The sequence below is a fragment of the Sphingobacterium sp. UBA7631 genome, assembly GCF_002483935.1.
Classification (GTDB): domain Bacteria; phylum Bacteroidota; class Bacteroidia; order Sphingobacteriales; family Sphingobacteriaceae; genus Sphingobacterium; species Sphingobacterium multivorum.
This window is the reverse complement of sequence record NZ_DLIX01000010.1, coordinates 987135-1002553: the sequence shown is the minus strand read 5'-3', so window position 1 is coordinate 1002553 and position 15419 is coordinate 987135. Positions and strand designations below refer to the sequence as shown.

Here is a 15419-nt window from a genome sequence, read left to right as displayed (position 1 = left end):
GATAAAGACCTTCCTTTTTTATACCTAGATGGTGTCTTAATAATGAGTACATAGATAGCCAAAATAAAGAGCCGATAGCTAATTATTGCAGTGAATGAACATTTTATGAAGACAAAGCCTGTCTAAAAGAATATAGCCTGCTGTTTTTATCTAGTACGATCGTAAGCCTTTTTCAAGAGATAACAGGCATAGGCAACATCTTGCTTATTGTGAAGATAAAAACTGATCCAGCCTGAATTTTTAAACACATGGTGGTCCTTAATTTTTCCCTCCATCATCAATGATTTTTTTAGCTCTTTATTTAATAAAATGTCCACTAAACCATTGCTATGGACATGTGCAAATTCCTTTCCCAAATAATTGAACGCAGTCCCACCATATTTATGTATCCCAATCGTCGTCCCGGGCATTCCTTTTACATTTTCTTCCAGGTCATCGATCCAATTTAGCAGTTCAGGCTTGGCAATGAACATCCAAAATCTCATGAGACTATCAAATAGAATGGCTAATAAGGGGATATCCTTTAAAAAGCCAACTCTTTTTACCACAAAAGAAAACATAGATTATCGCTCGCTTAAAAGTTTAATATGCTCCATGACTCGGAAATGGACATTCCTAGTGATACTTTCTGCCCAAAGGTCATAGTACCAAGTCGGGAAAACATGGAGATTATACCAACTGTTCCCAATAAGGGTAGTGGTACCATTTCCATTGTCTTTCAATATAAATTGACCTCTTTTGATATCGATATGTCCCATGATTTCAGGGTCTTTGGGTTGATCAATGATATCAAAAATTAAGTTTTCATTGACGTCAAATTTTACAATCTTCTCATCGAAAACATACCCGTTGCTAAAAATACATTTTCGGTTTGCGCCCAGTTTATGTTCACTTACCGTTGTAGCCATGGGGCTCGGCATTCCTATACTAAAAAGCCAATAGTTTTCCTTCTGAGATATGGGATCGAAGGCGACCACGTGTTGCCATACTTGCGTTGGACTCGCATGAATTAAGATCTCATCGGAGACCATATTTTCATGATGGTGATCAGTCAGGGAGTCGACAATAAAAATTCCAAGTAAGAGGCTAACAATGCTTATATTCAATTTTTGATTACTCTTTTTAAACATTGACCTTCCAATAAAGGCACCTGCGATAACAAAGCCAAAGATAAGAGGTGAAACAATTAAGAGGCAAATAATGCCCTCACCTAGGAATATAAAGCTGAGTAAGATAGCCATAAGGCCACCCAAGATAGAACATGCGGTTATTTGTTTACCTCTCATGTCAGTATCTTTCCAACACCAAGCCATGATAATACCCATCAACAGTGGAATAATCACAAACTCAGAAAAAACAAGTACCCCTGCATCCTTGGGCAGCAATGAAGATTGCATACCAATAATTAGAAATGCAAAAATGTTGGCGATTAGAATTCCCTGAACTGTTTTAGAACTTCGTACTTTATAAAACGTTTGTTTCAAACTCATGATACTTGATTTTTATGTTCATAAACCGGTCGTGCTAAAACTTTGTGTGGCTAAGGTATTAAATAATTCGCTATTTAATAAATTGTGGAATGCTGATAAATATGATGCTATTCAATTGAAGCTGATCAAAATGTTACAAATACAAAAATGCCGTTGCGTTGGATGTATCCTACTGCTGAATTCGATACAAATCGCGAAAAAGTTGATGAAGCAAGTCAACGACAATGTGTTGGAGTTGATAATGTGGATAAAATTATTTGGTTATTACAGAAATAAGTAAGAAACTCGCTTATATGATAATGGTAGAAACCGCTCTCGGCAAGAACGTTGCGGTAATACTTTCCAGTAGAAATAGACAACTCCAATGAAATTAAGAAAGATTATATTGCTTTTAGTGATAGCCCTTTTGGGGCATACACTCTTCGCTCAGGCAAAAAATGAGGTAAAAGTACTGCAGATCAACATTTGGCAGGAGGGGACTGTTGTGCCCAATGGGTTTCCTGCGATAGCAGACGAAATTATTGCCAAGCATGCAGATGTCGTTCTCTTTAGTGAAGTCCGCAATTACAAGGGAACAGATTTTATTCAGCGTATACTAACGGAACTCAAATCTAAAGGGGCAATCTATTTTGGCCAGTCCAGTGATGCAAAACTGGATGTCGGTTTTATTTCCAAATATCCGATTGAATCACAGCATGCGCTTTATGAAAAAGATAGTACCATGGGCGGTGTTTTAAAAAGTAAGATCAAGATTGGAAAGCGTTCTTTTGTATGCTATTCTTTACACTTGGACTACACAAATTACGCATGCTACTCGCCGCGTGGTTACGATGGTTTGACCTGGGAGAAGTTAGATCGTCCTGTTTCAGATGTAGGTACCATTATTGAGGCTAATCGGAAAAGCAAACGTGATGAAGCTATCCAAGATATCCTGAGCGACGTAGAAAAAGAGGATCAATCACAATCGTTTATTATTGCAGGTGATTTTAATGAGCCTTCACATTTGGATTGGACATTGGCTACAAGAGATCTTTTCGACCATCGTGGGGCAGTGGTTCCTTGGGACTGTTCGGTTTTATTAGAAAAAGCCGGATTTATAGATAGTTTCCGTCAATTATATCCCAACCCGGTCAGTCATCCTGGTTTTACCTATCCTGCTTTTAACAAGGATGTTCCCATTGGGAAATTGGCATGGGCACCCACAGCGGATGATCGAGATCGGATCGATTATGTTTATTACCGCAGCAAAAAACCGTTGAAACCAGTAAAAGCTAACATTGTCGGTCCTGTAGAAACCGTAAAGTATGGACAGAAGCAGGAAAAAGATAGTGAAGATAACTTCCTGCTGCCCGAAGGCGTGTGGCCAACCGATCATAAAGCGATGTTGGTTATGTTTAAATTCTAGAGCATTAATAGCCAAATGAAATATACCGAAAAGACTGTAAGTGCCTACGAATGATAATTTATCTGCAGCGAATTATAATTGGTTCGATTTTCAATTGGTTGTACTATTAAATTTGTGTTTAAAATGATAAGTTTATCATGAACAAATCAAGCTAATGAAAAAGATTAAAAGGTTCGTTTTAGTGGTTGTCGTTCTATGCGTAGTAGCCCTGGTTGTTGTGGTGATAACCAATAGCAATGTAACGGCTAAAACAGATTCGGTGATTTTCACTGAACTTAAGGATGTGCCAAGAACCAAGGTAGCCATCATTTTTGGCGCTGGCATCAATGGTGATCAGCCAAGTAGGTATCTGAAAGATAGACTCGATGCCGGGATTTCGTTGTACAAAAACCACAAAGTGGATAAAATATTGTTGTCGGGAGACAACGGAAGAGACGAGTACGATGAGCTTAGCGTAATGAAGTTGTACTGTCAGAAAAATGGCATCGATACCGCTAAAATTTACATTGACTATGCTGGGTTCGATAGCTACTCGACCATGTACCGGGCAAAATATATATTTAATGTTGATACGGCAATTTTGGTATCTCAAAAATATCATCTAAATAGATGTGTTTATCTGGGTGATAAATTAGGCATAAAATCATTCGGTTATAGTGCCGATCGAGGAGTTTACCCTGGATATAAATATTATGCATTTAGAGAAAAACTATCGGTAACGAAAGCGGTTTTGGATGTAATGAGAAATAGAAAACCAAAGTATTTAGGTAAGCAGGTGGATGTAAACGGAAAGTCGAATTATACGAAAGAATAATTTAGGAGATTTTACGGATTGATAGACCAATTATTATCGTAAAATTCAGCAACCTCCTAAGAACAACCAGGAATAAAAAAATTAAAGGCAATGTCTCCAGTAGTTTGCGGGAATCATGTTGAATAAGTATTTTCGTATATATTCCAATTTGATATGAAATTCCTTTTAACCTTTATTTTTTGTTCCTGGTTTTCTTTTTCACTATTTTCTCAGGTTGGGAAAGTAGGTGGGCAGAAAGATCAATTTAAAGCAATTGATTCTGTTCTCGGCCAAGTTTTAAAAGATCATCATGTGGCGGGTTTTGCCGTTGCTGTTGTAAAAGGCGATAAAATAATTTATAATAAGGGATTTGGCTATCGTGATTTCGCGAATAAAAAACCTGTTACACCGAATACGCTTTTTGCAATCGGTTCGAGCTCCAAAGCTTTTACCGCTTCATTGTTAGGTTTGTTGAGAGCGGATGGCAAACTGACATTTGAGGACAGAGCGGTATCTTTACTGCCTGCGTTACGGTTTTACAATGATGAGATGGATAATCAAATCGTGGTTAAAGACCTAATGGCGCATAGGACAGGCTTGTCCCGCTATGATTTATCTTGGTTTCTGTTCAATAGTAAAAATAGAGATAGTCTGATTTCACGGGTCAGATTTATGAAACCCAGTTCAGGCCTGCGCATGAAATGGTTCTATAATAACTTTATGTACCTTGCTCAAGGAATGATTGTGGAGCGATTGAGCGGTAAGACATGGGAACAAAATATACAGGAAAAGTTTTTTACTCCCCTAGAAATGACTCGTTCTAATACCGATCTCTTAGCATTTCAACGGGACAGCGATGCTTCTTTGCCCTATACACTTTCCAAAGATAACACGATAAAACTGATTGATTATTATAATATTAGTGGTATGGGGCCAGCAGGAAGCATAAATAGCAGTGCTAGTGACATGTCTAATTGGCTCAAGGTTTGGCTCAACCAAGGTTATTTCAATGGGAAAGAAATACTTCCTGCAAATTATATAAATGAGGCTGCGAGCTCCCAAATGGTGATGGATGCCGCTTTACCGGACAAACACAAAGATGTTTTCCTTTCCAATTATGGATTAGGCTGGATGATTGGCTCCTATAGAGGACATTATCAAGTAGAACATGGTGGAAATATTAACGGATTTTCTGCGAATGTGGCATTTTTTCCAACAGATACACTCGGAATTGTCGTATTAACCAATCAAAACGTGTCTAAGGTCCCTACGGTGGTCAGAAATTCTATAGCGGATATCCTTTTTGGCTTGGAACCAATCGATTGGAATGGTGAAAAAAAGGCTGAAATCGATTCGCTGCGTCATGTTAAAAAAGAAGAAGAAAAGTTGCCCATTCCAGCGACGAAACCTTCCCATTCCTTAAAACAGTACACTGGTTCTTTTGAGAATCCTGCATATGGAATTATTGAGGTAAGGCTTAAGGATAACAAGCTATACAGTGAACTCGGTTATGAGAAGGTTGTCCTTATCCACCGACATTATGATGTTTTTGACCCAAGGTCTGTCGATAAAAATGGTGTAGCAGATCCTGAACCAAGTAATCTTCTCTTTAACTTCTTTAGCGATGTGGACGGTCAGATTCAAGGTATAGGAATTCTGTTGGACGGTAGTGAAAAACCGGTTATGTTTGATCGTAAACCCAGTCCTGTTACTGCATCGCAGTAACCGACCAATCGTATGGAGCAATAACATGAAAAGGAGGTGCCCCGATGGCACTCCTAAGCCAGCTGCCACAGAAAAGATTAGCTGTCAAATTGTATTTGACATACGAAAGCAGAAGATTGGGTGAATTTAAAAATGGGGACTTTAATGAATCTTAAGTATTTGAGATTTAATCCATGATAATTTATAGACGCATTATGAGATATTCACCTGTAAAAATAATACTAATTGAGGTCGTACTTTTGATGGGGTGTAATTTCGATAGGGAAAAACAGTATTTTCTGGAATTCAGAGAAGAAAAGACAATAGCATCCATGCCCAATGATATTTATTTCAACGATCAAAAAATAGGAACGGTGGATCGGGTATTATTAAAATCAAAGGTTCCAACTTTCAAGGTGACCTTATCTGATCCAATACCTATACATTCAACTATTGAATTAACTGAAATGGATCTGCTTGGTAATCACAGATTATTATTGAAAAAGAGTAGTGCTGAAAGAATATATCATCATAATGACACCATTACAGGTTTTTTAAAATACATTAAACAAAAAAACATAGATCCAAAACTGCGGGATAGTATTTATAAATCAATTCGCGAGGGGAAGGGGATCCTTCAATTTGATACTGAGTAGTTTCCCCGCTTTGAATATTTAAGCTTTTATACCTATTTTTATTACTTGTATAAGGCGCTTATCTCCGTGATATCTCGGTAACCCAAGTGAAAAAATCAGATCTTATTGTAACCTAAATGACTTCTTTACCGAAGCTCTTATTGATTGGAAAATTCTTCTTATGGAGGGGAGGTCTTTATGATTATGTCCAGAACAGCATAGGCGCTCCGGATATAAAGGTAACCGAGTTAAATACTCGCAAAATCTAGCAGGATTGCTTTCGTCAAGTTATGGCTACTACGAATCAAGACAGGTACGTCTGAGCTTCAACTAATAGGTTCATTTATGGCGCGACTAAGGATCAACGTAATCGCAAATCGACTCTCGAAAGCGAATGCGGTCGGATACAATAAGATAGAGTCCGGCTATGTCGACTTTGTGTTTATACCTTTCGATATAAGAGCGTAATTGTGATGAGCGCTCAAATGATTAAATCCTGATCCTGGCGTATAGTTTACCAAGTGAGCGGAGAGCAATACTGTTTTTGCATTTTTTTAAAATTAATTATTATAGAGTTTTGTAAGTATAAACGGCAGATCATGAAAAAAAACACGTTTTTACTAATCGCTATATTCTTTTGGATACCCATTGTTGCTCAGGTTAGCAGCACGGGCGAACAATATTCAATCGACAAAAAGGTAGAATATTATTTAGGGAGTATAGATATTGCAGGAATAAGCATCGGTGCCTCCTTCGATAGTCTGAGTAAAATTAGGAGCTATGCAAACAGGTTTCCCAACATAAGCAACCAAGCGCTGACTTATATCAATAATGGAAATAGGGTACAATTCAAAATTCGTACTAAACTACTTTCAGGCATAAAGAACTATCGCTTTGCTGTTGTCGATGATTTAAAAAATACGTTGTTATCCGGACGCTTAGAGGACCTGAACTTTAACAAACACGGCTTATTTGGTTATATAGCAGAATTGCCAATAACGGAGATCCGAAATAAGACCATTTCTGTAACCTTATATAACGAAAAAAATCCTTCAGAACAGGGAAGCGTGATTATATATAACACAGCGATCCCAAAAACTGATATTATCTTTCTTGGAAGGGAGCTAATTGATAGATCAAATAGATCTGCGGTTGAAATGAAAACAGATGCGTCGAAAATTATCTTGGACAATGATGTTACAGCTCTGAAGGTTGCAGTTAGAAAAAATGATTACAGTTCCATTTACTCGTTATTGGTAAAAGAAAAGGAAACTGGCAACATTGTATTTAAAAGTAATTCTTGGAATTACAGTTTTTACACTGTAGATGGAATAGAGCAACCGAATATTTCAATAGGTCGGGAGAATTTCAAAAATTCTGGAGAATATGAAATCATTATTCGACCACAATTAGAGAATATGACGGAGAAAGAGATGGAATCGTCTAGTTTTAGACAAAATGTCAAAATACAAATTGATAGAACTTTCTCTATGCAAGATATGATCATGTGGTCTCTATCATTAATTATTATCTTTAGCATTATAAGCTTTCTTCTAATTTATGTACTGCGTAGAAGAAATAGAAAAAAAATCCGAGAAGAGAGTTTAAATAAAAAAATATCGGAAACTAAACTGATCTCGATTCAGGCGCAACTCAATCCTCATTTTCTTTTCAATTCGCTCGCTAGCATTCAGAGTTTTATAAATAACAATGATGTGGACAATGCAAATAGGTATTTAAGCAAATTTGCCCGTCTCACCCGAAATGTGCTGGATAGTGAATCGGTAAATACACTCACGGATGAGCGCAATCTTTTAACCGATTATCTTCAGATGGAACAGCTACGATTTGGTTTTGAATATGCGATTGATGTTAACGATCTTGATCCTAATAACATCGAAATACCAACAATGCTCCTACAACCATTGGTTGAAAATGCTATAAAACATGGGATATCAGAATTGAAGGAACGTGGAAAGGTTAGCTTATATTTTGAGAGGAGGGAGAGTGATATGATAATAACTATATTGGATAATGGTCGAGGGTATGATATAGCACATACACCATTCGGATTAGGAATCAGGTTAACCAATGAGCGTATACAGCTTTGGAATGAATTGCATCCAGAGACAAATATTTTCATAGATACAGAATCTAAAAGTACGGGGACATGCGTATCTTTAATTTTTAAAAACTGGTTATTATGATACGTGCTATTTTAGTGGACGATGAAATTTCAAATACCAAAAATTTAAAGGCGCTATTGGCTAAGTATTGTCCACATGTTGAAGTTGTGGCAATTGCAAATACGATTACTGAAGCAGCGAGCTTAATTAAAAATAATAGACCCAATTTGGTATTTCTTGATATAGAAATGGGGAGTCAGACAGGTTTTGACCTGCTTAAGGATTTTGAAACAATAGACTTTCAGGTGATTTTTGTTACAGCATACAACCAATATGGTATACAAGCCATAAAACATGCGGCATTAGATTATCTTCTAAAACCCATTGATATAGACGAGCTCAAATTGGCCGTTGAAAAGGCTTGCAAAAAAGTAAGTACAATAGTGCAGAATCCCGGGGTAGAATTTCTGATTCAGCAGTTGACATCGAAACAGAGGGTGCCTCAGAAGATAGCTCTTGCTTTTCAAAACGAAACTCGATACTTACTCATTAGCGATATTATACGTTGTGAAGCAGACGATACATATACCGTTTTTCACTTACTAAATGAAGAGAAAATAATTTCTTCAAAACCTTTAAGAGAATACAGCGAAATACTAATTCCACACAACTTTATTCGAACACACCAAAGTCACCTTATAAACCCTTTTTATATCCAAAGTTGGCTTAAGGAAGATGGCGGGACTTTACTATTGGCAAACCGTGAGAAAATACCAGTATCTAAACCAAACCGTGAGCGCGTAAAAAACGCTTTGGCACAATTGTAAAACAACTTGGACCTGCAAAAATGGGAAACGGGTATGCATGAATTACGCTCAGTATACGACAGTTTACCCCCGAATGAAAAAGCAAGTTGTCTTATTTGGGGCAAACATTACTCGCAGGAGGGTGCAGTCGAACTGATGAAGAGTACATATGGGCTTCCGAACGCCTTTTGTTATCACGGTAGCTTCTATAACTGGGCACCGACAGGCCGTATGCCCCAAACGGCGATTGCCATTTGTTACAACGATACCAGTGACGATTTCTTTTGTCCTTTTTTCGAAAAAGTTGTTCCTGTGCGAAAATTATATAGTCCCTATGCAAGTAGCGAAGATTGGGTGCTGCTAACGATCTATCGCTGTAAAAAACCTAAGCAGGACTTTAACAAAATGAAAGATTTGTTTAAAAGTTGAATATTTGAATACGCATGCTGCTTACTTTATTTGACTGGGCTGCAAGAAGTATAAAATTGTATTAAGAAGGGGCTATATAACCTTTAGATAACCCCTCGCACGTTAAGTTTTTCGTTGCTATTGCGCTAAATCGATTGAATTTGTCTAATCATTTGGTTGGTAAATCCCCATTCGTTGTCGTACCAAGCCATCACTTTTACCAGATCGCCATCGACAACTCGAGTCATTTCTAGATCTACTGTCGCTGCAAATGGACTTTTGATAATATCGGTAGATACCAAGGGCTCGTCGGTTACCGTTAGCACCTTTTTATAGCGATCAGTTTTTGATTCTTCGATCAAGATTTGGTTGATCTCTTCGATTGTGGTGGACCTTTCTGCAATAAACGTAATATCGGAGATGGATCCTACTGGAACAGGTACCCTCACAGCTATACCGTCAAACTTTCCGGCGTATTGCGGAAGTGCTTTTGTCGTCGCTATTGCAGCCCCCGTGGCCGCGGGGGCAAGGTTAATGCCTGCAGCCCGTCCCATACGCGGTTCTTTTTTTGATGGAGCGTCGACCAATGTCTGTGAAGCTGTATAACCGTGTGTCGTATTTAGTATTGCTTTTTTTATTCCCAGTCTCCTGCCCAATATTTCGATTACTGGACTTATATTGTTTGTCGTACAGCTTGCGCACGAAAAGACAGAAACCCTTCCATCTTCAGTATTTACCCCATGGACCACTGTCGGCGTATCTTTAGTCGGACAGGCGGACTGTAAAGTTTTATTCCTTACTTCATTTTAAATTCCGTCGGCCTCATGTTGGTCAGCAAGTAAAAGTTATTGCTAAAAGCCGCTATATTTGAATAGCCAATATCATACGCAATCTCGGTCATATTCAAATCTGTATCGTTGATTAATTCCATTGCCTTAATAATCCGTAGCATTTTTAAATACTGAACAAATGTAATGTGCAGTTTGGTTTGGAATAATCTGGTCAAACTACGAACACTCATTCCCGATTGCTGAGCAATAAAAGCTAAGCTTAGATTTTCATTTAGTCGATTTCTAAAACTCTCAATTATGGTATTTAGCCTTTGATCGTCAGTTGTAGGAAGTTGTATGGAGAATTTTTTGAGATTTTCTTTTGATAATACACCTTTAAGCGTGATTAAAAATTCAAACTCCCACGAACCTTTGTAATAATCACCTTGCCACTTCTCACTAAATGAAAGCATCTCTGCCAGCAGCTTACTCACCGGATAAATCCCCAACTCCTCATAAAAATTACCAGCACTTTCCTCCGGAAAATAAATATTGATAATAGACAGGTCCTGGGTGTTGAACATCAGGTTGTGCCGATAATTTTTTGGTATCCAGATATAATGATTTGAGGGAATATAGAAATCCTTTTCGTCAGTCTGCAGGTAAGCAATCCCGCCATAAACCAATAACAACTGAGCCTTCTTGTGCTGGTGGGCAGGCAAACGTTGTTCTGTCTGCTGTCGCATCACCAGGATAGAATCAGGATTTTGATCAACAATATGTATGATTTGGCTCAGAATTTCCATATGGCCAAATTTAACAAATATTAGGCTAATTATATAAAATGATACTTCGTCATGCTGGATACTTTTGCTATGTAATAATAGTAAAGTCATTATGAAACATAAAATCATAACATCGCGCAAAGATTTTCAACTTGAAACACAAGACCAAAAGTCTGCTAATAAATTACATCATTCAGATGAAGGAATTGACAGTGCACATATTTTCTGGTTTGCTTATGGGTATAACTATGCTTTTATGCCAATGGTAGATTTAACTTTTGCTTTTGATGAATTGAAAAAGGTTGTAAAACCATGGCTAGTAAAAAGAAATAAATATATAAACAAAACCGATGAAACAATATAAAATAGTCCCGATTTTGAGCTTATTGTTAACCCTATTTGTACAATCACTCTATGCCCAAAATATAGCTAATGAGCTGGTATTAAGCTTGGAAGAAATTTGGAAAGTAGCCGAAACAAATAACCGTCAACTGAAACTATCCGATCTACATCTTCAGCAGAGCAATTTGGAAATATTGGAAGCGAAAGATCGTTTGTTGCCTGAGCTTTTTGTTGGCGGAGATGCAAAACTCAATTCCAAATTCCTGATTTATGACAATGGATTATTCTCTTCTCCACAGGATGTGCCGGTAAAAGGTTATGGTTACAGCGTGGGTTACAACCTGAACGTCAATCTTTACAATGGTGGTAAGGACAAAAGAAACATCGCCATGAAAAAGGAAGAAGCGATACGTACACAATATGAAGTCGATCTGCAAAAACACAGTGTAAAATACAATGTTGCAGCGGCTTACTTTGATCTGTATAAGTTTCTGCATTTCCAGGATTTTCTTGCTGCAGAAATTGAAGCCGAAAAAAAACAATTGACACTGGTAGCAAGCTTGCATAAAAATGGCACCGTGCTAAAGAGCGATGTATTAAGAACCTCCGTGAAATTAGCGCAACTGGAACTCAGCCTTTCTGATATCGCGAAGAAGATTGAAATCGCTAAACAACGGCTCAATATCCTGATGGGGAAAGAAAATGATGCTGAGCTTGCAATAAAATACCAAGATACAATCGAGTTAAAGGCTATCACTCAAGGTGGTTATGAGGATTATCTAGACATCGCATTTAACAAATCGCCGGAATACAAGATAGCCTATAGCGCTGTCAAATTGAGCGAAATGAACGTCAAGCAGGTAAAAGCGACGCTGTTACCCAAAATCTCCTTGTATTCAACTTACAATTACACCTATCCGCAGATTTCATTTTATCCATATTCGAATGATCTATGGGGATTTGGTCAGACCGGGATCAAAGTCCAGTTTCCTATTGATAATCTATACAAAAGTAAGCATTCCATCGCTCATGCTCAAGTGATCAGTAATGAGGCAAGAGAAAAAGCAAACATTAAAAAAGAGGAGATCTACCTTGAGGTAAAAGAGGCTTATTTACAACAAAAACAGGCTTTGGAAAGCATGGAAACAGCGGAGCAAAATATCATTAAAACCGCCGAAACTGCTCGTGTTATCAGAAGTAGCTACTTAAACCAGGAATCCCTTCTGACCGATCTTCTGGAAGCCGAAAATGCTTTGTTGGAAGCTAAATTTAATCTGACAACAGCACAAACAAACGTTAAACTTAAGCATATCAGGCTATTGGCAATTATCGGAATTCTTTAATACAAATATCATGAACAAAAATAAAACAGATAAAATTGTTGTAAGCCTAACCAAATGGCTCGGTATCACATTATTCGTGGGAATTATTATTTGGGCAGCTGTTTATTTCTTCGAAGGATATCGCTATGAACAGACCAACGACGCTCAGATTGATGCCTATCTTTCCCCGATAAACGCAAAAGTAGGGGGCTATATCCGTAAAATATATTATAAGGACAATCAGCAGGTAAAAAAAGGCGATACCCTTGTAGTGATCGAACAGGACGAGTACGGGTTAAAGAGAGATGCTGCGTCAGCAGAACTCATGAGCGCGCAGGCCAAATTACCGATCTTGGCGGCAAGCGAGGAAACGCAGGTTAAAAGCATTGCCGTCATTAAGGCCCAATTGGAAGGTGCTAAAGCACGATTGAACCAGCAGCAAAAAGAATTTGACCGCTATAAAAATCTACTGGCGGACGAATCGACCACACAACAAAAATTCGACAACATCAGTGCTACTTTATCCATCACCCAATCAGATTATGACCAGACCAAAGCTTCTTTACACGTCGCTGAATCCAAATTAAATGATTTCAGGGTACAGCACAATGCAATAAAGGCAGAAATAAAGATCAAAGAAGCACTTCTCAAAAGGCAAGAGTTGGATATTCGATATGCCGTTATCACAGCACCTTTTGATGGACATATTGGGAAAAAGACCATTCAGGCGGGACAACTGATACAGCCCGGACAGACATTGGCATTCTTAGTGAACAGAGCCGAGGAAAAGTGGGTAATGGCAAATTTTAAGGAAACACAGATTGGGAAATTCAAAATCGGTCAAGCGGTATCTATTGAAGTCGATGCTTTTCCGAATGAAGAATTCAAAGGTACTATCGAGTCCCTTTCGCCAACCACAGGATCCCGGTATTCGCTGCTTCCGCCAGATAATGCTACCGGTAATTTTGTTAAAATCATCCAACGTATTCCTGTTCGGATTAAACTGACCGATATACCCGAAAAATTAACTAAGCTATCTGCCGGAATGAACGCAAATGTTTACATTTTAAAAAATTAACGATGCAAGTACACAAAATACCAATTTTTAAATCCTGGGTATCCGAATGGATGGCAAGGTCTGTCATATTTGCTATTCTCATGACGAGTCTGTTTAGTTTTGCCTTTTACGGAAGTCCAGGTGCCGCGATGGGCTTTTACGGAATACAAGCTACCGATGTACAATATGGTATGGTCGTTATCTATGGTTCAACCGTAGCTTTCCTGGCGCTGGATTTTAGAATTGTAAAGTATTTCGCACCACGGGAATATCTACTGTTGGCACTTGGGGTAAATGTGCTATGTGCTGTGGTTTGTTTTTATTTCAGAGATTGGATATTATTTGTTTTCTGTCAGTTTTTGCAGGGCATTACCTGTGCATTAATGTCGGGCATTGTGTTACAGCTTATTTTTCCAAGGTTACAGTCTGTACGTGCCCGTGTGATTGCTTACAGCCTCCTTTATGGCAGTATACAAATAGCGGTGCCATTTTACTCCATCTATATCAGTGTCATCCTTTATTTCTTTGACTTCAACTGGATATTCTACGGATTTGTTATTGTAGTCATTATGCTGACAAGTGTTGTTTTACTTACCATGAACGGTAAGGCCAGGTTTACCAGAAAAATACCACTGTATCAGGTGGATTGGATCGGCTATTTATTTTATGTGTCTTTTATCTTGATCGTAGGATACATCCTTGTGTACGGACGTCAACTGGGATGGTTTGATAGTTCATTAATCAGCACACTTTGTTTAGTTAATGTAATTATTCTTTCTCTTTTTATTAGCAGAGAACTAAAACTTAAGCGACCACTAATCAATTTACAGATTTTTAGGGCAAAGAATTTCGTTATTGGACTTTTGCTTCTTTTTATCTTTTATATCTTTAAAGGAAGCACTGGGCTAGCCTATGGTTATCTTGAAGTAATTTTAGGAAACCATCCATTGAGTACCATTCCGGTATGGATTGCTGTGATTGCTGGAACTACACTGAGTATGTTTATCACTTCTCGATTTGTCTTGATGGGGTACAACCTGATCAGGATGATTATTGTTGGTTTTGGGTTGATGGCGGTATATTATACCTATATGATACTATTTGTTTCTGTACAGGGTGAAACAACCGACTTCCTTCTGCCTATGTTTGTGTATGGCGCGGCAACAGGGGTGTTGTTTGTTCCGATTGTTTCATTTACCGCCGCGTCAGCACCTTCCAAAATTGCCATCAATGCCGCTCTGATTGGTATATTTTCAAGGTTCATAGGATTTACAGCTAGTCTGGCGCTTAACAACGAACTTCAATTATTTGCAAAATCATCCGTAAGGGAAAAAGTTCGGGAATCACTCACGGAGACGAACCTGCAGTTGCCTGTTACCTTATTGGATATTCAGGCACAATACGCAAATGCAGGCAGCGATATATATACGTCCAAAATAGTATCCTCGGGCTACTTGAATCAGATGGTAAGTCAGCAGATATTGGCTCGTGCTATTAGGGATTATTATGATCTGATGTTAACAGGTTTAATTTTTGTCATTCTTATTTTAGTACTCTGGCCTCAAATTCAAGATGTTGTTTTGAAACTAAGAAAGGGAAATGTTCCATATTAAGATATTGACATTTCAGAAATTATCATCGCGAAATATTCTCCAACTATGCGAAAAGAATCCGGGCGTTTAAATACGCATATTATGACACAGGTAAATGGAGAAATCCGAACAAAGGGAGCAACTTCTTTCAATAGTCGATTATTGTTAATTTTGCATGCAGGAT

General features: G+C 38.1%; 15 protein-coding genes. 11 read left to right on the top strand and 4 right to left on the bottom strand.

Annotation, left to right across the window (positions count from 1 at the left end):
* Positions 1 to 146: 146 nt before the first annotated feature.
* Positions 147 to 548 carry a luciferase family protein gene (locus tag B3P16_RS20840; protein ID WP_286844213.1) on the bottom strand — a complete coding sequence of 134 codons (402 nt, stop codon included), beginning with the start codon at positions 546 to 548 and terminating at the stop codon, positions 147 to 149.
* Positions 549 to 563: 15 nt separating this feature from the next.
* The gene (locus B3P16_RS20835) at positions 564 to 1490 is read right to left on the bottom strand and encodes a hypothetical protein (protein ID WP_070568525.1); all 927 of its coding nucleotides are present in this window, start codon (positions 1488 to 1490) and stop codon (positions 564 to 566) included.
* 364 nt (positions 1491 to 1854) lie between these two features.
* On the opposite strand from B3P16_RS20835, the gene B3P16_RS20830 reads away from it, so the two are divergent.
* The 7 genes from B3P16_RS20830 (at position 1855) to B3P16_RS20800 (ending at position 9388) form a co-directional block, all read left to right on the top strand.
* A complete protein-coding gene (locus tag B3P16_RS20830; RefSeq protein ID WP_286844211.1) occupies positions 1855 to 2895 on the top strand; it encodes an endonuclease/exonuclease/phosphatase family protein in 1041 nt (346 codons plus the stop codon).
* A gap of 154 nt (positions 2896 to 3049) precedes the next feature.
* Positions 3050 to 3709, top strand: a complete 660-nt coding sequence (locus B3P16_RS20825) for a SanA/YdcF family protein (RefSeq protein ID WP_201303515.1) — start codon at positions 3050 to 3052, stop codon at positions 3707 to 3709.
* 153 nt (positions 3710 to 3862) lie between these two features.
* Positions 3863 to 5413 carry a serine hydrolase gene (locus B3P16_RS20820; RefSeq protein ID WP_286844210.1) on the top strand — a complete coding sequence of 517 codons (1551 nt, stop codon included), beginning with the start codon at positions 3863 to 3865 and terminating at the stop codon, positions 5411 to 5413.
* 194 nt (positions 5414 to 5607) lie between these two features.
* Positions 5608 to 6048: a hypothetical protein gene (locus tag B3P16_RS20815; RefSeq protein WP_286754514.1), complete on the top strand. Its 441-nt coding sequence runs from the start codon at positions 5608 to 5610 to the stop codon at positions 6046 to 6048.
* A gap of 578 nt (positions 6049 to 6626) precedes the next feature.
* The gene (locus B3P16_RS20810; protein WP_286844208.1) at positions 6627 to 8234 is read left to right on the top strand and encodes a sensor histidine kinase; all 1608 of its coding nucleotides are present in this window, start codon (positions 6627 to 6629) and stop codon (positions 8232 to 8234) included.
* The gene (locus B3P16_RS20805; RefSeq protein WP_070568500.1) at positions 8231 to 8980 is read left to right on the top strand and encodes a LytR/AlgR family response regulator transcription factor; all 750 of its coding nucleotides are present in this window, start codon (positions 8231 to 8233) and stop codon (positions 8978 to 8980) included. The genes B3P16_RS20810 and B3P16_RS20805 overlap by 4 nt, the downstream gene beginning before the upstream one ends.
* Before the next feature lie 33 nt (positions 8981 to 9013).
* The gene (locus tag B3P16_RS20800; RefSeq protein ID WP_286754516.1) at positions 9014 to 9388 is read left to right on the top strand and encodes a hypothetical protein; all 375 of its coding nucleotides are present in this window, start codon (positions 9014 to 9016) and stop codon (positions 9386 to 9388) included.
* Between the two features lie 125 nt (positions 9389 to 9513).
* Here the strand turns inward: B3P16_RS20800 and B3P16_RS20795 are convergent, their stop codons facing one another.
* Both B3P16_RS20795 and B3P16_RS20790 read right to left on the bottom strand, forming a co-directional pair.
* Entirely contained in the window at positions 9514 to 10116 is a 603-nt protein-coding gene (locus tag B3P16_RS20795; RefSeq protein WP_286844207.1) for a hypothetical protein, read from the bottom strand.
* A 47-nt stretch (positions 10117 to 10163) separates the two neighbouring features.
* On the bottom strand, positions 10164 to 10943 hold the full coding sequence (locus B3P16_RS20790; protein ID WP_286771169.1) for an AraC family transcriptional regulator: 780 nt from the start codon (positions 10941 to 10943) through the stop codon (positions 10164 to 10166).
* Between the two features lie 91 nt (positions 10944 to 11034).
* Between B3P16_RS20790 and B3P16_RS20785 the strand changes: the two genes are divergently transcribed.
* The 4 genes from B3P16_RS20785 to B3P16_RS20770 are packed head-to-tail and all read left to right on the top strand — an operon-like array spanning position 11035 to position 15256.
* Positions 11035 to 11286: a hypothetical protein gene (locus tag B3P16_RS20785; RefSeq protein WP_286844205.1), complete on the top strand. Its 252-nt coding sequence runs from the start codon at positions 11035 to 11037 to the stop codon at positions 11284 to 11286.
* The gene (locus tag B3P16_RS20780) at positions 11273 to 12607 is read left to right on the top strand and encodes a TolC family protein (RefSeq protein ID WP_286844204.1); all 1335 of its coding nucleotides are present in this window, start codon (positions 11273 to 11275) and stop codon (positions 12605 to 12607) included. Before B3P16_RS20785 ends, B3P16_RS20780 begins: the two co-directional genes overlap by 14 nt.
* Positions 12608 to 12617: 10 nt before the next feature.
* On the top strand, positions 12618 to 13664 hold the full coding sequence (locus tag B3P16_RS20775) for an HlyD family secretion protein (RefSeq protein WP_286844202.1): 1047 nt from the start codon (positions 12618 to 12620) through the stop codon (positions 13662 to 13664).
* A gap of 2 nt (positions 13665 to 13666) precedes the next feature.
* Positions 13667 to 15256 carry an MFS transporter gene (locus B3P16_RS20770; RefSeq protein ID WP_286844201.1) on the top strand — a complete coding sequence of 530 codons (1590 nt, stop codon included), beginning with the start codon at positions 13667 to 13669 and terminating at the stop codon, positions 15254 to 15256.
* Positions 15257 to 15419 lie beyond the last annotated feature (163 nt).

What these genes read in the sequence shown, in the direction of transcription:
- B3P16_RS20835 (WP_070568525.1), bottom strand. Translation starts at nt 1,490, where the DNA reads ATGAGTTTGAAACAAACGTTTTATAAAGTACGAAGTTCTAAAACAGTT.
- B3P16_RS20830 (WP_286844211.1), top strand. Translation starts at nt 1,855, where the DNA reads ATGAAATTAAGAAAGATTATATTGCTTTTAGTGATAGCCCTTTTGGGG.
- B3P16_RS20825 (WP_201303515.1), top strand. Translation starts at nt 3,050, where the DNA reads ATGAAAAAGATTAAAAGGTTCGTTTTAGTGGTTGTCGTTCTATGCGTA.
- B3P16_RS20820 (WP_286844210.1), top strand. Translation starts at nt 3,863, where the DNA reads ATGAAATTCCTTTTAACCTTTATTTTTTGTTCCTGGTTTTCTTTTTCA.
- B3P16_RS20815 (WP_286754514.1), top strand. Translation starts at nt 5,608, where the DNA reads ATGAGATATTCACCTGTAAAAATAATACTAATTGAGGTCGTACTTTTG.
- B3P16_RS20810 (WP_286844208.1), top strand. Translation starts at nt 6,627, where the DNA reads ATGAAAAAAAACACGTTTTTACTAATCGCTATATTCTTTTGGATACCC.
- B3P16_RS20805 (WP_070568500.1), top strand. Translation starts at nt 8,231, where the DNA reads ATGATACGTGCTATTTTAGTGGACGATGAAATTTCAAATACCAAAAAT.
- B3P16_RS20800 (WP_286754516.1), top strand. Translation starts at nt 9,014, where the DNA reads ATGCATGAATTACGCTCAGTATACGACAGTTTACCCCCGAATGAAAAA.
- B3P16_RS20790 (WP_286771169.1), bottom strand. Translation starts at nt 10,943, where the DNA reads ATGGAAATTCTGAGCCAAATCATACATATTGTTGATCAAAATCCTGAT.
- B3P16_RS20785 (WP_286844205.1), top strand. Translation starts at nt 11,035, where the DNA reads ATGAAACATAAAATCATAACATCGCGCAAAGATTTTCAACTTGAAACA.
- B3P16_RS20780 (WP_286844204.1), top strand. Translation starts at nt 11,273, where the DNA reads ATGAAACAATATAAAATAGTCCCGATTTTGAGCTTATTGTTAACCCTA.
- B3P16_RS20775 (WP_286844202.1), top strand. Translation starts at nt 12,618, where the DNA reads ATGAACAAAAATAAAACAGATAAAATTGTTGTAAGCCTAACCAAATGG.
- B3P16_RS20770 (WP_286844201.1), top strand. Translation starts at nt 13,667, where the DNA reads ATGCAAGTACACAAAATACCAATTTTTAAATCCTGGGTATCCGAATGG.